Source organism: Herbaspirillum seropedicae, assembly GCF_001040945.1.
Classification (GTDB): domain Bacteria; phylum Pseudomonadota; class Gammaproteobacteria; order Burkholderiales; family Burkholderiaceae_D; genus Herbaspirillum; species Herbaspirillum seropedicae.
The window spans coordinates 2445707-2466223 of the sequence record NZ_CP011930.1 but is presented as its reverse complement, the minus strand read 5'-3'; the positions used below and the strand labels follow the sequence as shown (position 1 = coordinate 2466223).

The following is a 20517-nucleotide window of genomic DNA, read 5'->3' as shown; positions in this document are numbered from 1 at the left end:
GGTTCGCTGGATGAAACAATCGCAACTTCTACAAGGGTTGCAACGAGGGCGCTGATTGCACCCACTGCACCAACTGCACCAACTGCACCAATTGCAACAATTGCAACAATGCGATGTTTCAATGAATCAGGCCCGGCGCGACCTTGCCAGTCGCCACCGGGCCTGCCTTGCAGCCTGCGTGGGCCGGTTGGGAAATCAGGCGCTCTGGCTGGCGTCGGCGGCGCTGCGCATGGTGCACATCAGATCGCCTTCCACGGCCACCTGGCCGTCCACGGTGGCCACGGCGCGGTACTTCCAGATGCCACGGGCGCGGCGGGTGATCTCTACTTCCATCTTCAGCTGGTCGCCCGGCTCGACGGGGCGCTTGAAGCGCGCATTGTCGATGCCGACGAAGTAGACCACGGTGTTTTCATCGGGCTTGCGACCTTCGGTGAGGAAGGACAGCAGCGCGGCGGTCTGGGCCAGCGCCTCGATCATCAGCACACCCGGCATGACCGGCTTGTGCGGGAAGTGACCATTGAAGAACTCTTCATTGACGGTCACATTCTTGATGGCGGTGATGGTCTTGCCACTCTCCCAGTTCAGCACGCGGTCCACCAGCAGCAGCGGGTAACGGTGCGGCAGGTACTGTTTGATTTGATTGATGTCGAGGCTATTCATTCTCTTCTTGATTCTCTGAAAGCGGGGCTTGGCCTGCTTGTTCTTGTGTCAACGTTTTGAGCGATTTTTCCAACGCCCGGATTTTCTCACGCATCGTGCCCAGATTGCGCACTAATGCCGCCGATTTTTCCCAGTCACGGTGTTCGGTGATGGGGTAGAAGCCAGTGTATTGACCCGGCTCAAGGATGGAGCGCAGGGCCAGCGTGCCCGCCGAGACATGAACCTTGTCCACGATGGTGATATGGCCATGGATCATGGCGGCGCCACCGATGGAGCAATACTTGCCGATCTTGGCGCTGCCGGCGATGCCGGCACAGGCGGCAATGGCGGTATGCGCGCCGATGTGGCAGTTGTGGGCGATCTGGATCTGGTTGTCCAGCTTGACGCCCTCTTCGATCACGGTATCGGCCAGGGCGCCACGATCGATGGTGGTATTGGCGCCGATTTCGACGTCATCACCGATCATCACGCGGCCCACTTGTGGAATCTTGATCCACTGCCCGGCCTCGTTGGCGAACCCGAAGCCATCGGCCCCGATCACGGCGCCGGAGTGGACGATGCCGCGTGCACCGATCTCGCAGGCATGATGCAAGGTCACGCGGGCATGGAAATGCGTATCCTCGCCCACCTTGGCGTGGCGACCAATGAAGCTGCCTGCATCGATGCGGGCACGGGCGCCGATGACGGCGCCTGCCTCGATCACCACCAGCGGGCCGATCACGGCGTCCGCGGCCACGCTGGCGCTTGGATCGACCACCGCGCTGGCGTGGATGCCCGCAGGCGGCACGATCTCGGCCATGGCCTGGAACAGTTGCGCTGCGCGGGCGAAATAGGCGTAGGGGTTGCGAGTGACGATGCGTGCGCCGGCATAGGCCTGCACCTGGGCGTCATCGGCCTCGGACAGGATCAGCGCCGCCGCCTGGGTCTGGTCGGCCTGGGCGCGGAACTTGGGGTTGGAGAGGAAGGTGATGTGACTGGAACCCGCCGCGTCCAGCGGCGCGATGCCCTGGACGGCGATCTGTGCATCGCCCTTCAGCTCCCCGCCCAGGCGCTCGACCAATTGCTGCAGCCGAATAGTCATCTTGGCTTTCCGAATGAGTTGCGTTGCGTCTGAAACGAGGCCGCCTGCACTGCCCTGACGGACAATCCGGCGGCCCTCAAGCGACATGCGGGCGCCAAGGCGTTGCCGCCTCGCGCCCGCACGGTCAGGACGGACTTACTTGGCCAGTTCCTTGAGCACCTTGTCGGTGATGTCGATACGCTTGCTGGCGTAGACCGCTTCCTGGAAGACGATGTCGTACTTCTCGGCTTCGGCGATCTGACGGATCACCTTGTTGGTACGCTCCAGCACTACGGCCAGCTCTTCGTTGCGGCGCTGGTTCAGGTCTTCACGGAACTCGCGCTGCTTGCGCTGGAATTCCTTGTCCAGGTCCGACAGGTCACGCTGACGCTTGGCGCGATCCGAATCCGACAGCACGGCGGCGTCCTTGTCGAGCTTGTCGGACTGGGTCTTCAGGCGCGCGGCCATGTCTTGCAGGTCGCGGTCACGCTTGGCGAACTCGGCTTCCAGCTTGGACTGGGCGGCCTTGGCCGGGGCGGCTTCGCGGAAGATGCGTTCGGTGCTGACGAAGGCGATTTTCGAGCTTTCCTGCGCGTGGGCAGGAGCAAGGCTGAACAGGCAAGCAGCCATCACGACGGTCTGCAGGGACAGGAACGATTTGGTCATGAACTTCAAGATTACTCTCCGTATTACGAATCAATGATGACCGCTTTAGAAGCCGGTACCCAGTTGGAACTGGAAGGTTTGAGACTTGTCGCCAGTCTTCAGGTTCAACGGCTTGCCGAAGCTGAGCTTGAGCGGGCCGATCGGCGACACCCAGCTGATACCCACACCGGCCGAATAACGCAGATCGTTGAACTTGATGTTCTGACCATCGGCGAAGACGTTGCCGCCATCGAAGAAGGTGAACCAGCGCAGTGTGCGGTCCTGGCCGGAGCCTGGGAACGGGAATTGTAACTCCACGTTGCCGTACAGACGAGAGGCGCCGCCCATGGAGTCGCCGTATTGGTCCTTGAGGCTACCCAGCGACGAGGCTTCATAGCCGCGCACGGTGCCGATACCGCCGGCATAGTAGTTCTTGAACACGGGATAGGGCTTGCTACCGATACCGCGGCCATAGTCCACTTCGCCATTGAGGGCCAGCGTCACGGCCTTGCTGAAGAACGGTTGGAAATACTGGTGCTGGTAGCTGGCGCGGTAATACTTTAGCGTACCCAGGTAGGAGACTTCCAGGTTGGCGCGCTGGTAGCGGCCGGTAGTGGGGACCAGGGCGCTGTCGCGACCGTCGCGCTGCCACGCCACCGTCAGCGGGATGCTGGTGGTCCGGGCGCTGCCGATGCCGCAACCATTGCCGCTGCTGGTCACATCGCAACCCGCCACGCCGGCGCCGCCGAAGTCACGCACGTACTGGCGATACAGCGTTGGACTGGTGGTATCGGTGCTGACGTCGGTGTTTTCCAGGCCCACGCCGAAGAAGACGCGATCCAGTTCCGAGAACGGCACGCCGAACTTGATGCTGCCGCCCAGGGTCTTGACGCGGTAGTCACCGGTGGCATAGACCGACGGGCGCACCGTACGCAGATAGACTTCATAGGTGCGGCTGATGCCGTCATCGGTGAAGTACGGGTTGGTGGTCGACACTGAGACCGTGCGGTAGCGCGAGCTGGTATTGATGTCGATGCCCACCGTATTGCCGCTGCCGAAGGCGTTTTCCTGCGAGATCGAGCCGGTCAGGCTGAGCTTGTCCGATTGCGAGAAGCCGGCGCCGACCATGATGTTGCCGGTCGGCTTTTCCTCGACCTTCATGTTCACGTCCACCTGGTCGCTGGTGCCTGGCACTTCGGGCGTGTCCAGCGTGACTTCCTTGAAGTAGCCCAGACGGTCGACGCGGTCGCGCGAGAGCTTGATCTTCTCGCCGTCATACCAGGAATCCTCGAACTGGCGGAATTCGCGGCGGATCACCTCGTCGCGGGTCTTGGTATTGCCGGCGATGTTGATGTGACGGACATACACGCGCTTGCCCGGATCGATCATGATGGTGAAGGCGACTTCCTTCTTCTCGCGATCGACATTGGGGTTGGCGTTGACGTTGGCAAAGGCGTAGCCGAAATTGCCCAGGCGCTCGCCGATCTTCTTGGTGCTGTCGGTGAGCTTGGCGCCGGAATAGACGTCGCCCGCCTTCAACTGCACCAGCTTGGCCAGTTCCGGCTCCATGCCGAACATCTCGCCTTCCAGCTTGACGCCGGAGACGGTGTACTTCTCGCCTTCCTTGATGTTGACGGTGATGTAGATGTCCTTCTTGTCGGGCGTGATCGACACCTGGGTCGATTCGACCTGCATTTCCAGGTAGCCGCGATCCAGGTAGTAGGAACGCAGGGTCTCGATGTCGCCCTGCAGCTTTTCCTTCGAATACTGGTCGGCCTTGGTGTACCAGGTGAACCAGCCCGGGGTGGTCAGCTTGATCTGGTCGCGCAGCGTGCTGTCGGAGAAGACCTTGTTGCCCACGAAGTTGATCTGCTTGATCCGCGACACATCGCCTTCGTCCACCGAGAAGGTGATGGCCACGCGATTGCGCTCCACCGGTGTGACGGTGGTCGAGACCTTGGCGCCGTACAGGCCACGCGAGAGGTACTGGCGCTTCAATTCCTGCTCTGCGCGGTCGACCTGCGAGCGGTCGAAGATACGCGACTCGGCCACGCCGATTTCCTTCAACGCCTTGGTCAGCTGTTCCTTGTCGAATTCCTTGATGCCGGAGAAATCGACGCTGGCGATGGCTGGACGCTCCACCACCTGCACCACCAGCACGTCGCCCTCGGACTCGATGCGCACGTCACGGAAGAAGCCGGTGGCATACAGCGCCTTGATGGCCGCAGTGCCCTTCTCATCGGTGAAGGTATCACCCACGCGCACCGGCAGGTAGCTGAAGACGGTGCCGGCCTCGGTACGCTGGATGCCTTCGACGCGGATATCCTTGACCACGAAAGGCGTGACCGCCATGGCCTGGCTGGAGCACAGAGCAAAGGCGGCGGCTGCGATCAGGCGACGGGAAAAGGTCGGGATGGGATGTTGCGCAGGGTGTAATTTCATCTATTGTTCATCAACAGTATTTTTGCCGTGGCTGCGCCCGACAAGATGCTGGTAAGAAATTGAGAACGGATTCGCGATCCATTGCCAATTGCTTAACAACTGCCTTCGGGGATAGGCCGGCAAATATAAAAAATCCGGTCTTTTTCAGGCCGGATTCATCCTTGGAACATCAGTCGCACGATATCGTTGAATGCGGCAACGAGCATCAGCGCCATCAGGATTCCCAGGCCGGCACGCTGCGCGATTTCCCCAAACCGCTCGGAAACGGGCCGCCCTGTCAAAATCTCCAGCGCATAATACAGCAAATGACCGCCATCTAAAACCGGGATTGGCAAGAGATTCATCACCCCGAGGCTGATACTGATGAAGGCCAGGAAGCTCAGATAGCTGACCAAGCCCACCCGCGCGGTCTGTCCAGCATAGTCGGCAATGGTGATGGGACCGGTGATGTTCTTCAGCGAGACCTGGCCGATCACCATCTTGCCGATCATCTTGATGCTCATCACGCTGGTATCCCAGGTGCGACGGACGCCCTTGGCCAGCGCGGTGAAGATGTCGTCGCTGACGGTGGCCATTTCCGGCGCCAGCGGCACTTCGACCTTGATGCGACCGATACGCTTGCCGCTGCCCTCCTCGTCCACACTCTCAGGCGTCACCCGCACGGTGAAGGGCGCGTTCCCGCGCACAGCTTCCAGCGTCAGCGGCTTGCCGCCCGATTCGCGCACCGTTTCGACGAAAGCCAGGCCATCCTGGACCGGGGCGCCATCGATGGCGGTGATGCGGTCGCCAGTCTGCAGGCCGGCGGTCTTGGCGGGTCCGTCCATGATCTTGCCCAGCACCGCAGGCGGACGCGCCAGCGACAGACCCAGCTTGGCCAGGAAGTCGCCCTCCAGGTCATCGGCGGCAATGCTGCCCAAAGGCAAGCTGACCGTATTGAGCAGCTTGCCGCTGCCATTGGGATTGGGACGCTCCACATCGAGCCGGGCATCGGCCTTTTCCAGCACCAGTTGCATGAGCTTCCAGCGCACCTCGGACCAGACATGGACCGGCGCGCCATTGATGGCGGTGATGCGATCACCGGCGCGCAGGCCGGACTGGTAGGCGACGCTCTGGGTGGCCGCCGCGCGCAGCACGGGCACCGGCTCCGGCACGCCATGCATGTAGAGGCCGGCGAAGAGCAGGATCGCCAGCAGGAAGTTGGCGATGGGGCCGGCGGCCACGATGGCGATGCGGCGCCAGACCGACTGGCGCGTGAATTCGCGCTTGAGATCAGCCTCGGAGATGTCTTGCAGGTCTTGCTCGCGGGCATCGAGCATCTTCACGTAGCCACCCAGGGGCAGGATGGACAAGGCCCATTCGGTCTGGTCGCGGCCGAAGCGGCGCGACCAGATCACCCGGCCCATGCCCACCGAGAAACGCAATACCTTGACTCCGCACCAGCGCGCCACCAGGTAATGACCCAGTTCATGCACCACCACCAGGGTGCCGAGGGCGACGAAGAAAGCGATCAGGGTATGCAGCAGCGTCATCGTGAAATCAGGTGTTCGGCATGAGAGCGCGCCTGCCGGTCCTGCTCCAGCAGCGCATCGATATCATCGGCTTGCCGGTTGGGGATGGCGGACATGACCTCGTCAATCAGGGGGGCGATCTTCCCGAAGCCGATACGGCGACCCAGGAAGGCCTGTACGGCCACTTCATTGGCGGCATTGAGGATGGCCGCCAGGGTGCCACCGGCACGCAGGGCATCATACGCCAGTTTCAGGCAGGGAAAGCGCTGGAAATCCGGCTCACTGAAGGACAATTGCGCAATCTGCGCCAGATCCAGCGGCGCCACGCCCGAGGCGATGCGCTCCGGATAGGCCAGTGCGTTGGCAATGGGCGTGCGCATATCGGGATTGCCCAGCTGCGCCAGCACCGAACCATCCGCATAGGACACCATGGAATGGATCACGCTCTGCGGATGGATCACCACCTCGATCTTGTCAGCCGGCGCACCGAAGAGCCAATGCGCTTCGATCACTTCCAGGCCCTTGTTCATCATGGTGGCCGAATCCACCGAAATCTTGCGTCCCATCACCCATTTGGGATGAGCCACCGCCTCTTCCACCGTGACGGTATCAAGGGTGCCTACATCGCGTGTCAGGAAGGGGCCGCCAGAGGCGGTCAAGAGGATCTTCTCGACGCCGTGGGCGCTCATGGAGCGCGTATAGCCCGGCGGCAGGCACTGGAAGATGGCATTGTGCTCGCTGTCGATCGGCAAGAGGCTGGCGCCATGGGCAGCCACGGCATCCATGAGCAACTGTCCGGAAATGACCAAGGCTTCCTTGTTGGCCAGCAGGATCTTCTTGCCGGCGCGGGCCGCCGCCAGCGTCGAGGCCAGGCCGGCAGCGCCGACGATGGCGGCCATGACCATGTCGCAGCCATTGGCTGAAGCAATGTCGCACAGCGCCTGCGGGCCATACGCCACCTCGGTCTTGATGGCGCGCGCAGCCAGCAGGAACTGCAGCTCGGCAGCGGCCGCAGCCGTCCCCACCACGGCCACCTGCGGGCGGAATTGCGCACACTGCTGCGCCAGCTCGGCCACGCGGGAGTGGGCGCTCAGGGCATAGACGCGATAACGGTCAGGATGGCGCGCCACCACATCCAGCGTAGACACTCCGATGGAGCCGGTAGAGCCAAGAATACTGATGGACTGCATGGAAATTCCAGTAACTGCAGTAGCAAGGCGACCGCTTACGCGGCGGCCAGCCAGAGATCGACCAGCGCCGCCAGTGGCAGCACGGGAATGAGAGCATCGATGCGGTCAAGCACGCCGCCATGGCCCGGCAGCAGGTTGCTGCTGTCCTTCATGCCGGCGCGACGCTTGAGCTGCGACTCGAACAGGTCGCCCACCACGCTGGCGGCGACCATCACGGTCAGCACGCCCACGAAGCCCAGCCAGCCCCAACGGCTGTAGAGGTGATACTGGAAGGTCTCTCCCGCGCCCATGGACATGGCCACCGCCGCCGAGATCACCAGCACGGCCAGCCAGCCGCCGACGGCGCCTTCCCAGGACTTGCCGGGCGAGATCGTGGGCGCCAGCTTGTGACGTCCGAACCCCTTGCCCGAGAAATAGGCGCCGATGTCGGCCACCCACACCACCGCCATGACCGACAGCAGGTACAGCGGCGCACGCTGGAACAGGTCGACGATGGCCACGAAGCAACCCAGGATGGAGAGCATGTAGGTGGCGTTGAGCAAGCGGTTGGCGAACGACTCCACGGGCGGCAGGCCCAGGCCCAGCGCGGGCACGAAGCGCACCGCCCAGAGCAGTACGCAGAGCACGTACAGCGGCCTTACGCTGGGCATGCCGGTAAAGAACAGGATGACGCAGAAGGCCAGCGTCCAGAGCGCCGCCCACAAGGTGGGACGCGGGCTCTTGAACAGGCGGAAACACTCCCAGGCGCCCGCTGCGAAAAACACCAGCGCAGCCATCGCAAAGGCCGGGAAGTAGCCGAAATACAGGATGGGCAACAGGATCGCCAGCAGGATCAACGCCGTGATGACACGCGTCTTGAGCATCAGGAAGCCTTTTTCTGGTCCAGCACCTGGGCGCTGGTGCGCCCGAAGCGGCGCTCGCGTTGTTGATAGGAGGCTATAGCCAGGTCCAGGGCCTTGGCGTCGAAATCGGGCCAGAAGGTCTCGGTGAAATACAGTTCGCTATAGGCCAGTTGCCACAGCAGGAAATTGGAGATGCGCTGCTCGCCGCCGGTGCGGATGAACAGGTCCGGCTCGGGCGCATAGGCCATGGCCAGGTAGGGAGCCAGCTCCTCTTCGGTGAAATCGGCGTGACCCGGCTTGTCCTTGATCATCTTCGAGACCGCCTGCATGACGTCCCATCGTCCGCCATAGTTGGCGCAGACGGTCAGGGTCAGACGGCTGTTGGCAGCGGTCTGGGCCTCGGCCTTGGCAGCCATTTCCTGCAATTTGGGGTCAAAACGGCTCATATCGCCGACGATCTTCAGGCGTATGCCGTTGGCAGCCATCTTCCCTACTTCGCGCTCCAGCACCGTCATGAACAGGCGCATGAGCACCGAGACCTCATCGGCCGGGCGACGCCAGTTCTCGGAGCTGAAGGCAAACAGGGTAAGGAATTCGATACCGCGCTCGGCGCAGGCCTCGACGATGGAACGCACCGCGTCCACGCCCTTGGCATGCCCTGCCACACGGGGCAGGAAGCGCTTGGTCGCCCAACGGCCATTGCCGTCCATGATGATGGCAACATGGCGCGGAACTGCGGACGTCTCCGGAACCGCCAGAGTTGAGCTTTGATGCTTCATGAAATTATTTTTGCATTCGGTGCATTGAGGTCGCCGGGCCATGTTAACGGGCCAGACCGGCTTTGACAAACAGACTGGCCGGTATATCCTCCCTGCCCCGTCTTTTCTTTCCCCACTGCACTTTTTCTTGTCGTATATGCCTGGGCGGCGCGGCCCGCCAGGGACCGCGCAGGAGCTGCCAACGGCTTACACCGTCATCACTTCCTTTTCCTTGTCCGAGACCAGCTTGTCGATCTCGGCGACGAACTTGTCGGTCAGCTTCTGGATCTCGTCCTGGCCACGGCGCTCGTCGTCTTCCGAGGCCACCTTGTCCTTGACCAGCTTCTTGAGGCTTTCATTGCCTTCGCGACGGATGTTGCGCACCGCGATCTTGGCGTCTTCCGCCTCGCCCTTGACCAGCTTGACCATTTCCTTGCGGCGTTCTTCGGTCAGCGGCGGCATCGGCACGCGGATGAGCTCACCGTGGGTGGCCGGGTTCAGACCCAGGTCAGCTTCACGGATGGCCTTCTCGACCACGGCCACCATCTTCTTCTCGTAGGGCTGCACACCAATGGTGCGGGCATCGATCAGGGTCAGGTTGGCGACCTGCGACAGGCCGGTCGGCGAGCCGTAGTAGTCCACCATCACCTGGTCCAGCAGGCCGGTATGGGCGCGGCCGGTGCGGACCTTGGCCAGGTTGGCCTTCAGGGTCTCGATGGACTTGGCCATCTTTTGTTCACTATTCTTCTTGACGTCAGCGACACTCATGCTGCTCTCCTAACTTGATGCAATAACTTGGCTTGTCTTGATGGCAAATGCCTGAAAGACCGGCATTGTAAACGGGAATGGCCGGCCTGAGGCCGGTTTCTGCGCAGCAACGATGCTCAGACGTGGACCAGCGTTCCCTCGTCATCCCCCATGACCACGCTCTTCAAAGCGCCTGGCTTGACGATGGAAAACACCTTGATCGGCAGCTTCTGGTCGCGGCACAGCGCAAAGGCGGTCGCATCCATCACCTGCAGGTGCTTGGCGATGGCTTCGTCGAAGGAAATCGACTGGTAGCGGGTGGCCGACGGGTCCTTCTTGGGGTCGGCGGTGTAGACACCGTCGACCTTGGTGGCCTTCAACACGATCTGGGCGCCGATTTCCGAGCCACGCAGGGCCGCAGCGGTGTCGGTGGTGAAGAAGGGATTGCCGGTACCGGCGGCGAAGACCACGATCTTGCCCTCTTCCAGGTATTGCAGCGCCTTGGGGCGCACGTAGGGCTCGACCACCTGTTCGATGCCGATGGCCGACATCACGCGGGCCGTCAGGCCGGCCTGGCGCATGGCGTCAGCCAGGGCCAGCGAGTTCATCACGGTGGCCAGCATGCCCATGTAGTCGGCGGTCGCACGATCCATGCCCTGGGCGCCCGGCGCCACGCCGCGGAAGATGTTGCCGCCACCGATCACGATAGCCAGTTCCACGCCCAGTTTGCTGATTTCTGCTACATCCGCGACCATGCGTTCGATGGTCGCGCGATTGATACCGTAGGCGTCGTCGCCCATCAGTGCTTCGCCGGAGAGTTTGAGGAGTACGCGCTTATAAGCAGGTGTTGTCATTGCAGGGCTCCGTTTTCTTTCCGATTCTGAATTGCTTGTTGACGCATCCGCACGCACTCCCGTCATGACGAAACGGCGCGCTTTCGTCGCCGGGAGGATGCCTGGACACATGAGATGGGTACTGCTGCGCCCGATTGTTATTGCACTTGCTGCATTTGCTGCACCTTCACACCTGCCGCCTTGATCTGCCTGCCACAAGCCAGAGGCTGGAGCACGACCTTGACTGTAGATGCGAGCGCCCGGGAAAGTTCCGGGACCAGCTTAAAAAAACGGGCCTCTCGGCCCGTTTTTCTTGCGACGCTTACTGAGCTTGTTTTGCTGCAGCCACTTGCGCTGCCACTTCAGCAGCGAAGTCGTCTTGCTTCTTCTCGATGCCTTCGCCCACCACGTACATGGCGAACGACTTGACGGTGCTGTTGGCAGCCTTGAGCATCTGTTCGACGCTTTGCTTGTCGTTCTTCACGAAAGCCTGGTTGAACAGCGACACTTCCTTCAGGTACTTCTGCACCGAGCCGTCCACCATCTTGGCGACGATGTCGGCAGGCTTGCCGGATTCAGCAGCCTTCAGGGCGGCGACCGAGCGTTCCTTCTCGATCAGGTCGGCCGGCACTTGCTCGGCCGACAGGGCGACCGGCTTCATGGCGGCGATGTGCATGGCCACGTCCTTGCCCACTTGCTCGTCGGCGCCGTCGAATTCGACGATCACGCCGATACGGGTGCCGTGCAGGTAGGAAGCCAGCTTGGCCGAGGTTTCGAAGCGCTGGAAGCGGCGGAAGGACATGTTCTCGCCGATGCGGCCGATCAGTTCGGTGCGCAGCTCTTCCAGGGTCTTGCCGTCGGGCAGCTTGCAGGCGCCCAGGGCAGCCACGTCAGCGGGATTCTGCTCGACCACCAGCTTGGCGGCGGCTTCGACCAGACCGATGAACTCGTCGTTCTTGGTCACGAAGTCGGTTTCGCAGTTCACTTCGACCAGCGCGCCGACGTTGCCGGCGATGTAGGTCGAGATCACGCCTTCTGCGGTGATGCGGGAAGAGGCCTTGGAAGCCTTGCTGCCCAGCTTGACGCGCAGGATCTCTTCGGCCTTGGCCATGTCGCCATCGGCTTCGGTCAGCGCCTTCTTGCATTCCATCATCGGCGCGTCGGTCTTCGCGCGCAGATCGCCCACCATTGCTGCGGTAATTGCCGCCATACTTTTCTCCTGACTTGGGGGCATCCCGCCTGTGGCGGCATGCCTGAAACTCGAAAATTGAATCAAAAAAAAGGGGCCACTGCGTCACTACCCGCTGTCACCCCTTTTTCTACTACCGTACTACCGGAAGAGCAGAATCAAGCCTGCTCGACCTCGACGAATTCGTCGCCCTTGACTGCTTCAACCACGTCGTTGACGGCGTTGGCGCGACCTTCCAGGACTGCGTCAGCCATGCCGCGAGCGTACAGAGCGATCGCCTTGGCGGAGTCGTCGTTACCCGGGATCACGTAGGTGACGCCTTCGGGCGAGTGGTTGGTATCGACCACGCCGATGACCGGGATGCCCAGCTTGGCGGCTTCGGTGATGGCGCCCTTGTGGTAGCCGACGTCGATGACGAAGATGGCGTCAGGAATGCCGCCCATGTCCTTGATGCCGCCGATGGCCTTTTGCAGCTTTTCCTGCTCACGGCTGAACAGCAGGGCTTCCTTCTTGGACAGCTTCTCGACCGAACCGTCTTCGACAGCAGCTTCCATGTCCTTCAGGCGCTTGATCGAGGTCTTGATGGTCTTGAAGTTGGTCAGCATGCCGCCCAGCCAGCGCTGGTCAACGTAGGGAACGCCAGCGCGCTGTGCTTCAGCAGCCAGGATTTCGCGGGCTTGACGCTTGGTGCCGACGAACAGGATGGTGCCGCGGTTGGCCGACAGTTGACGCACGTACTTCTGCGCCTCCTGGTACATGCCCAGGGTCTTTTCCAGGTTGACGATGTGAATCTTGTTGCGATGACCGAAAATGAAGGGGGCCATCTTGGGGTTCCAGAAGCGGGTTTGGTGACCGAAGTGGACACCGGCTTCCAGCATTTCGCGCATGGTAACGGACATGAATTTCTCCAGGGTTAGGTCTGGAATCCGCTCGGTCATCCGGCTCATGCAGCCAGACACCCTTTTAGCGAACGGATTCGCGTTTCAAAAGATATTTTCTACAAACATTGCCAAAAAGACATGAAGAATCATTCGCATACATTCCGCATACCTGATTTCGGCGTCTGACCTGTGGTTTTCAGATCAGCCCGGCATTCTACTCGACCCCGTCACTTTGTTCAAGTAGCACATGAACCCGGATGGCGAAACCCTTCACAAGCCTGACCGCGCGGGCCGGAGACGGCAAAACAGAAACCAACCCCGTCGTCTATAATCTCGTCTTGACGATTTTCTAGCGAATTGCGATTCATCATGGGCAACATCACCATCAAGACCGCCGAAGACATCGAAGGCATGCGCGTAGCCGGCCGCCTGGCCGCCGAGGTGCTGGACTACATCACCCCCTTCGTGAAACCGGGCGTGACCACCGGCGAGATCGACCGCCTCTGCCACGAGTACATGACCAATGTGCAAGGCAGCATCCCGGCGCCGCTGAACTACTGCCCGCCCGGCTACACGCCCTACCCCAAGGCCATCTGCACCTCCCTGAACGATGTGATCTGCCACGGCATCCCGGGCGACAAGGTGATGAAGAACGGCGACGTGCTCAACATCGACGTCACCATCATCAAGGATGGCTACCACGGCGACACCAGCCGCATGTTCTTCCTGGGCGAACCTTCCATCCTGGCGCGCCGCCTCACCGAGATCACCTACGAATGCATGTGGCTGGGCATTTCCAAGATCAAGCCGGGCGCACACCTGGGCGATATCGGCCATGTCATCCAGCAGCACGCGGAAAAGGCCGGCTACAGCGTCGTGCGCGAATTCTGCGGCCATGGCATCGGCAAGGTCTTCCACGAAGAACCGCAGGTGCTGCATTACGGCCGCCCCGGCACGCTGGAAAAGCTGGAAGCCGGCATGATCTTCACGGTCGAACCCATGATCAACGCCGGCCGTCGCGAAATCCGCGAAATGGGCGACGGCTGGACCATCAAGACCAAGGATCGCAGCCTCTCGGCGCAGTGGGAACATACGGTGCTGGTCACCGAAACCGGCTTCGAAGTGCTGACCGTCTCACCAGGCATGCCGGCGCCGCCGGCCTTCATCCAGAACCAGGCCACCGCCGCAGCCTGAACCGGACTGGCGCAGCAAGACCGTGACGCCGGCGACCCTGCACACGGCTTCCGGCATGAAACCTGCTAAGGGCATGGGGCCGCATGGGGATGCGGCCCTGTTCATTTCCAGCGGCCCCGCCCGGCCCTGCCTTCATTGATCGATTCCAACGATGCCCACTCTCGCCATCACGCTCAAGAAACAACTCAAGGCTGCGCGCCAGCAGGCCATCGAGGTGTTCCAGTCCAACCACAAGACCGAGCAGTTGCTGGCGCAGTTGCGCCGCACCGTCGATGAGGCCCTCACCCAGGCCTGGGAGGCCCTGGGCATGTCCGGCAACGCCGCACTGGTGGCCGTGGGCGGCTATGGCCGCGGCGAACTGTTCCCGCATTCCGACGTGGACGTGCTGATCCTGCTGGACAAGGCGCCGGACGCCGGCAAGAAAGAGAAGCTGGAATCGCTGGTGCAGCTGTTCTGGGACATCGGCCTGGAGATCGGCCACAGCATCCGCACCATCGATGAATGCCTGGACGAGTCCGCCGCCGACATCACGGTACAGACCAGCCTGCTGGAAGCGCGCCTGGTGACCGGCAGCCGCGCCCTGTTCAAGCAGCTGCAGGAACGCTACCAGGCCGCCCTGGACCCGCTGGCCTTCTTCCAGGCCAAGACGCTGGAGATGCGCCAGCGTCATGTGAAATATGAAGACACGCCCTACAGCCTGGAACCCAACTGCAAGGAAAGCCCCGGCGGCCTGCGTGACCTGCAGGTGATCCTGTGGGTGGCCAAGGCGGCCGGCCTGGGCCACTCCTGGAGCGAACTGGCCGAACACGGCATGCTCACTTCCACCGAAGCGCGCCAGCTGCGCCAGAAGGAACGCGCCTTCAAGGACATCCGCATCCGCCTGCACATCCTCACCGATCGCCGCGAAGACCGCCTGGTGTTCGACATCCAGACGCAGATCGCCGAAACCTTCGGCTTCAAGACCACCGACACCCGGCGCGCCAGCGAATACCTGATGCAGCGCTACTACTGGGCCGCCAAGGCAGTCACCCAACTCAACACCATCCTGCTGCAGAACATCGAGGCGCACCTCTTCCCGCAGCAAGCCGTGCCGCGCCAGATCAACGAGCGCTTCAATGAGGTCAACGGTTTTGTCGATATCGCCCACGACCATGTCTTCGAAGAGACGCCCTCGGCCATGCTGGAAGTGTTTCTGGTGCTGTCCCAGCATGCCGAGCTCAAGGACATGTCGGCCCGCACCATGCGCGCGCTCTGGCATGCCCGCTTCAAGATCGACAACGCCTTCCGCAACAATCCCGAGAACCACCGGCTGTTCATGCAGATCCTGCAAAGCAAGCGCGGCATCACCCACGCGCTGCGCCGCATGAACGCCACCAGCGTGCTGGGACGCTACCTGCCCAACTTCCGCCAGATCGTCGGCCAAATGCAGCACGACCTGTTCCACGTCTACACGGTGGACCAGCACATCCTGATGGTGGTGCGCAATGTGCGCCGCTTCACCATGAGCGAACACGCCCACGAATACCCCTTCTGCAGCCAACTGATGGCCAACTTCGCCCAGCCCTGGGTGCTCTACGTGGCTGCACTCTTCCACGATATCGCCAAGGGCCGCGGCGGCGACCACTCCAAGCTGGGCATGGCTGACGCCCGCGCCTTCTGCGTCCAGCATGGCATTTCGCCGGAAAACACCGATCTCATCGTCTTCCTGGTGGAGCAGCACCTGGCCATGTCGCATGTGGCGCAGAAGCAGGACATGTCCGACCCCGACGTCATCACCGCCTTCGCCCAGTTGGTCAAGGACGAGCGCCATCTCACAGCGCTCTACCTGCTGACGGTGGCCGATATTCGCGGCACCAGCCCCAAGGTCTGGAACGCCTGGAAGGGCAAGCTGCTGGAAGATCTCTACCGCATGACCCTGCGCGTGCTGGGCGGCGAAGAACCTTCGGCCGACCGCGAACTCAAGAATACCCAGCAGGAAGCCATCAAGACCCTGCGCCTGTACGGCCTGCCGGCCGATGCCCACGAACAGCTGTGGAAGCAGCTCGACGTAGCCTATTTCCTGCGCCACGACGCCTCCGACATTGCCTGGCAGACGCGCTGCTTCTTCGACAAGGTCGATACCGCCGTGCCGCTGGTGCGCTGCCGCCTCGCGCCCATCGGCGAGGGGGTGCAGGTGGCGGTCTACACGCCGGACCGGCAAGACCTCTTCGCCCGCATCTGCAGCTACTTCGACGAAAAGAGCTTCAGCATCTTCGACGCCAAGATCCACACCACCCGCAACAATTACGCGCTGGACGCCTTCCTGATCAATGCCCCGGTCTTCGCCAAGAACTACCGCGACATCATCAACCTGATCGAGCACGAGCTGGGCGCGCTGCTGCAATCCGAAGAGCCCTTGCCGGCACCCTCCAAGGCCCGACTGTCGCGCCTGTCGCGCACCTTCCCGGTCAATCCGGCGGTGGACCTGCGCCCCGACGAGCGCGGCCAGTACTACCTGCTGTCGATCTCGGCCAATGACCGCGCCGGCCTGCTCTATTCGATCTCCAACGTGCTGGCCAAGTACAAGATCAACCTGCATACCGCCAAGGTGATGACCCTGGGCGAGCGGGTGGAAGACGTCTTCCTCATCGATGGTCCGGGCCTGTCGCAGCCGCGCAACCAGATCCTGCTGGAAACCGATCTGCTCAAGACCCTGCGCATCTGATCCACGCCGGCGGGGCCGCTGCTGCGGTGGCGCGGCGGCCCCGCTTGGCCGTACAATCTCACCCTCGCCGCTGGCCGGCTTCCGTTTTTCGCAAGGCAATCCCCATGACTGAACCCGTACGACTTTCCAAACGCATGTCCGAACTCGGCCTGTGCTCGCGCCGCGAAGCCGACGAGTGGATCGAGAAAGGCTGGGTGCGCGTGGATGGCGTCGTGGTGTCGGTCCTGGGCAGCAAGGTGCTGCCGCACCAGAAGGTTACGGTGGAGCGCCAGGCCAGCGCCGAACAGGCGCAGCGCGTGACCATCCTGCTCAACAAGCCCATGGGCTACGTCAGCGGCCAGGCCGAAGACGGTTACAAGCCCGCCGTGGTGCTGGTCAACGAACAGTCGCGCTGGGCCGAAGACCAGACCGAGATGCGCTTCCACCCACGCCAGTTGAAGAGCCTGGTGCCGGCCGGACGGCTGGACATCGATTCGGTCGGCCTCTTGGTGCTGACCCAGGATGGCCGCATCGCCAAGCAGTTGATCGGCGAGGATTCGGCGGTCGACAAGGAATACCTGGTGCGCGTGCAATACACCCGCCCCGGCAAGCTGCCCGAATCCGATCTCAAGCGGCTGAACCACGGCCTCATCATGGATGGCAAGCCGCTGCGCCCGGCCAAGGTGGTGTGGCAGAACGAGGATCAGTTGCGCTTCACCCTGCGCGAAGGCAAGAAGCGCCAGATCCGCCGCATGTGCGACATGGTCGGATTGAAGGTGATCGGCTTGAAGCGCGTGCGTATCGGCGGCGTCAAGCTCGGAGAACTGCCGACCGGACAGTGGCGCTATCTGCGGCCGGACGAAAAATTCTGATCGCGTTCGCCTGAATGAAGAAACGGCCCTGATTCACATCAGGGCCGTTGTCTTTTGCAGCGTGCGAAAAGGATCAGAGGAAGCGATCCAGGATCTTGCGGCTGTGCTTGTCCAGCGCCTTCTGGTCGCGGATCAGGAACTGGATGCCGTGACTGTCGGCAATGAGCAGCGCCGGCGCCGCCAGGCGGCGGATGTCTTCCTCGCCCTTGAGCGTGAAGGTTGTGGTGCCACGCGTGGTCTGCACGGTCCAGTCGCTGGGCGTGGCGAAGGTGGAGACGCTGACGATGCGCTGGATCTCCGGCATGAATTCGCGGCTGGCCAGCTCCTGCTCTACCAGCGCGCGCGTGGGCGCGTCGAGCTGATCCAGGGTATCGATCCAGGCCAGCTCATGGCCGTCGCTGCTGACCAGGGACATGCCCCGATCAGGCGAGGTGATGGGGAATGCACGCACCGGGATCACGTTGTCATGGGCCACACCCGCGGCATCGGTCAGCACCAGGCGGCCGAAACTGTTGCGTTGCAGGGTGAAGGACTGGGGGGCGTTCATTGGGGTGTTCATGGTCTTACTCGCCCTTCTCTTCTTCGCTCACCGAGACCTCGGCCTCGCCCTCAGGATTGCGCGCCTGGGCCTGGTAGAGCTTGTAGTAATGCCCTTCGCGGGCCATCAGTTCTTCATGGTTGCCGACCTCGACCACCTGGCCACGGTCCAGCACCACCAGACGGTCCGCCTTGCGCAGCGTGGACAGGCGGTGCGCAATGGCAATCGTGGTACGGCCTTGCACCAGGTTGTCCAGCGCCTTCTGGATTTCCTTTTCGGTAGTCGTATCGACCGAGGAAGTCGCCTCATCCAGGATCAGGATGCGCGGATCGATCAGCAGCGCGCGCGCAATCGAGATGCGCTGGCGCTCGCCACCCGACAAGGCCTGGCCGCGCTCACCCACCAGCGAGTCATAGCCCTGCGGCAGGCGCAGGATGAATTCATGCGCATGGGCCGCACGGGCGGCGGCGATGATTTCCTCGCGGGTGGCTTCCGGCTTGCCGTAGGCGATGTTCTCGGCAATCGTGCCGAAGAACAGGAAAGGTTCCTGCAAGACCAGGCCGATGTTGCGGCGGTATTCGGAGATCGGCAACGAGCGGATATCCACGCCATCGATGCGGATCGCGCCTTCGGAGACATCGTAGAAGCGGCAGATCAGGTTGACCATGGTGGACTTGCCCGAACCGCTGTGGCCGACCAGGCCGATCATCTCGCCCGGTGCAATCGACAGGCTCATGTTGCGGATCACCGCGCGATTGCCATAGCGGAAGCCGATGTTGCGCACCTCGATGGCGCCCTGCACCTTTTCCAGGTGCACCGGATTGGCCGGCTCCGGCACGCTGGAGACGTGGTCCAGGATATCGAAGATGCGCTTGGCCCCCGCCGCCGCCTTCTGGGTCACCGAGACGATGCGGCTCATCGAGTCCAGGCGGGTATAGAAGCGGCTGATATAGGCCAGGAAGGCCGTCAGCACGCCCACCGTGATCTGGTTGCTGGAGACCTGCCAGATGCCGAACACCCATACCACCAGCAGACCCACTTCGGTCAGGAAGGTCACCGTCGGCGTGAACAGCGACCAGATCTTGTTGACCCGGTCGTTGACCATCAGGTTATGGCGGTTGGCTTCGCGGAAACGCGCCACTTCGCGCTTTTCCTGGGCAAAGGCCTTGACCACGCGGATGCCGGGGATGGTATCGGCCAGCACGTTGGTCACTTCCGACCAGATGCGGTCGATCTTTTCGAAACCGTGGCGCAGGCGGTCGCGCACCACGTGGATCATCCAGGCGATGAAGGGCAGCGGCAGCAAGGTCACCAGCGCCAGCCAGGGATTGATGGAGATCAGGATGGCTGCGGTCATGATGATCATCAGCACATCGATGGCGAAATCCAGCAGGTGCAGCGACAGGAAGACGCAGATGCGGTCGGTTTCCGAGCCGATGCGCGCCATCAGGTCGCCGGTGCGCTTGCCGCCGAAATATTCCTGCGACAGCCGCAGCAGGTGGGAATAGGTGGTAGTGCGCAGGTCCGCGCCGATGCGTTCGGACACCAGCGCCAAGATGTAGGTACGCGCCCAGCCCAGCCCCCAGGCCAGCACCGCCGCACCCAGCAGGCCCGACAGGTAGAGCGTGGCCAGGTGGGTATCGATGGGTGCGCCGTTCTGGAATGGAATCAACACATTGTCCATCAGTGGCATGGTCATGTAGGGCGGCACCAGCGTGGCGGCGGTGGAGGCCAGCGTCAGCAGGAAGCCCAGCAGCAGCGAGCCCTTGTAGGGCTTGGCAAAGCGCGACAGGCGGAACAGCGCCCAGGTGGACGGCGGGGCTTCCTTGGTCTCGGGACAGATGGCACAGGTTTCCTGCCCTTCCGGCAGCACGGCCTTGCAGTTGGGGCAGACATCGCCCTCTTCCTCGGCCTGCACGCCCGAGGCCAGCAAGTCACGTTGCTGCTCGAACAACTTGATCAGGCGCAGCGCCTGCGGATTCTGCGACAAGGTATAGCGCCAGGCCGCCAGCCGTCCCGCGCCATCGCAGAGCTCCAGGGTGCCGACGCCGGCATGGTCATGGTGCTTCAGTTGCAGATCGGGGCGATAAGCCCATTCCTGCCACGCCTGTCCCGCAGGCGGGCTGGCCAGCAGGCGGCGGTCGGTGGCCAGCACCAGCGAACGGTTGAATTGCAGCTGGGCGTCGAGATCCAGCTCCAGCCAGGCCAGCACGGTTTCGCCAGCAGCCAGGCGGGCGGCGATTTCCGTCTGCCAGCGCTCGGGCAGGCTGGTATGGGCGGAAGGAAGTGAGTCAGTAGTCATGTAACGGCAACGTTGGGCCCGATGTGAGCGGTGAGGCTAGAGGTAATGGATGAGCAGGTCTCTGCGGACCTGTTGCCTGCGCCAGCGGGCAGCGCGCGATTATAGCGCAGCACTGCCCACCTGCACGGCTCCTCCGATAACGCGAGAACCTGCGAAATGGTGCACCTGGACGC

General features: G+C 62.3%; 17 protein-coding genes. 3 read left to right on the top strand and 14 right to left on the bottom strand.

Going from position 1 to position 20517, the window contains the following annotated elements; translation table 11 throughout:
- Positions 1-195 precede the first annotated feature (195 nt).
- The 12 genes from fabZ to rpsB all read right to left on the bottom strand — a co-directional run bounded on the left by fabZ (position 196) and on the right by rpsB (position 12773).
- Positions 196-660, bottom strand: a complete 465-nt coding sequence (gene fabZ, locus ACP92_RS10895) for a 3-hydroxyacyl-ACP dehydratase FabZ (protein ID WP_006462531.1) — start codon at positions 658-660, stop codon at positions 196-198.
- Entirely contained in the window at positions 653-1741 is a 1089-nt protein-coding gene (gene lpxD / locus ACP92_RS10890) for a UDP-3-O-(3-hydroxymyristoyl)glucosamine N-acyltransferase (RefSeq protein ID WP_013234167.1), read from the bottom strand. The genes fabZ and lpxD overlap by 8 nt, the downstream gene beginning before the upstream one ends.
- Before the next feature lie 135 nt (positions 1742-1876).
- Positions 1877-2386 carry an OmpH/Skp family outer membrane protein gene (locus ACP92_RS10885; RefSeq protein ID WP_013234166.1) on the bottom strand — a complete coding sequence of 170 codons (510 nt, stop codon included), beginning with the start codon at positions 2384-2386 and terminating at the stop codon, positions 1877-1879.
- Positions 2387-2431: 45 nt separating this feature from the next.
- A complete protein-coding gene (bamA, locus tag ACP92_RS10880) occupies positions 2432-4807 on the bottom strand; it encodes an outer membrane protein assembly factor BamA (protein WP_013234165.1) in 2376 nt (791 codons plus the stop codon).
- A gap of 155 nt (positions 4808-4962) precedes the next feature.
- Positions 4963-6336, bottom strand: a complete 1374-nt coding sequence (rseP, locus tag ACP92_RS10875) for an RIP metalloprotease RseP (protein WP_013234164.1) — start codon at positions 6334-6336, stop codon at positions 4963-4965.
- A complete protein-coding gene (ispC, locus tag ACP92_RS10870; protein WP_013234163.1) occupies positions 6333-7505 on the bottom strand; it encodes a 1-deoxy-D-xylulose-5-phosphate reductoisomerase in 1173 nt (390 codons plus the stop codon). Before ispC ends, rseP begins: the two co-directional genes overlap by 4 nt.
- A gap of 35 nt (positions 7506-7540) precedes the next feature.
- Positions 7541-8368 (bottom strand): phosphatidate cytidylyltransferase, encoded by an 828-nt coding sequence (locus ACP92_RS10865; protein WP_013234162.1) that lies wholly within the window; start codon positions 8366-8368, stop codon positions 7541-7543.
- Positions 8368-9126 (bottom strand): polyprenyl diphosphate synthase, encoded by a 759-nt coding sequence (uppS, locus tag ACP92_RS10860; protein ID WP_013234161.1) that lies wholly within the window; start codon positions 9124-9126, stop codon positions 8368-8370. The genes ACP92_RS10865 and uppS overlap by 1 nt, the downstream gene beginning before the upstream one ends.
- 186 nt (positions 9127-9312) lie before the next feature.
- Positions 9313-9873: a ribosome recycling factor gene (gene frr, locus ACP92_RS10855; protein ID WP_013234160.1), complete on the bottom strand. Its 561-nt coding sequence runs from the start codon at positions 9871-9873 to the stop codon at positions 9313-9315.
- Between the two features lie 116 nt (positions 9874-9989).
- The gene (pyrH, locus tag ACP92_RS10850) at positions 9990-10706 is read right to left on the bottom strand and encodes a UMP kinase (RefSeq protein WP_013234159.1); all 717 of its coding nucleotides are present in this window, start codon (positions 10704-10706) and stop codon (positions 9990-9992) included.
- A 301-nt stretch (positions 10707-11007) separates the two neighbouring features.
- Complete coding sequence (gene tsf, locus ACP92_RS10845; protein WP_013234158.1) at positions 11008-11895, bottom strand: translation elongation factor Ts; 888 nt, start codon at positions 11893-11895, stop codon at positions 11008-11010.
- 137 nt (positions 11896-12032) lie between these two features.
- On the bottom strand, positions 12033-12773 hold the full coding sequence (gene rpsB, locus ACP92_RS10840; protein WP_013234157.1) for a 30S ribosomal protein S2: 741 nt from the start codon (positions 12771-12773) through the stop codon (positions 12033-12035).
- Positions 12774-13124: 351 nt separating this feature from the next.
- Here rpsB and map point away from each other — a divergent pair, with 351 nt between their 5' ends.
- The 3 genes from map to ACP92_RS10825 all read left to right on the top strand — a co-directional run bounded on the left by map (position 13125) and on the right by ACP92_RS10825 (position 17504).
- Positions 13125-13949: a type I methionyl aminopeptidase gene (gene map / locus ACP92_RS10835; RefSeq protein WP_013234156.1), complete on the top strand. Its 825-nt coding sequence runs from the start codon at positions 13125-13127 to the stop codon at positions 13947-13949.
- A 151-nt stretch (positions 13950-14100) separates the two neighbouring features.
- Entirely contained in the window at positions 14101-16653 is a 2553-nt protein-coding gene (locus ACP92_RS10830; protein WP_013234155.1) for a [protein-PII] uridylyltransferase, read from the top strand.
- A 104-nt stretch (positions 16654-16757) separates the two neighbouring features.
- Positions 16758-17504: a pseudouridine synthase gene (locus tag ACP92_RS10825; RefSeq protein WP_013234154.1), complete on the top strand. Its 747-nt coding sequence runs from the start codon at positions 16758-16760 to the stop codon at positions 17502-17504.
- A 73-nt stretch (positions 17505-17577) separates the two neighbouring features.
- Here ACP92_RS10825 and ACP92_RS10820 read toward each other — a convergent pair whose 3' ends face one another.
- Positions 17578-18063, bottom strand: coding sequence for a cyanophycin metabolism-associated DUF1854 family protein (locus ACP92_RS10820; RefSeq protein WP_013234153.1), 486 nt, complete (start codon positions 18061-18063; stop codon positions 17578-17580).
- 4 nt (positions 18064-18067) lie between these two features.
- Positions 18068-20344: a cyanophycin metabolism-associated ABC transporter gene (locus ACP92_RS10815; protein WP_013234152.1), complete on the bottom strand. Its 2277-nt coding sequence runs from the start codon at positions 20342-20344 to the stop codon at positions 18068-18070.
- Positions 20345-20517: the final 173 nt, after the last annotated feature.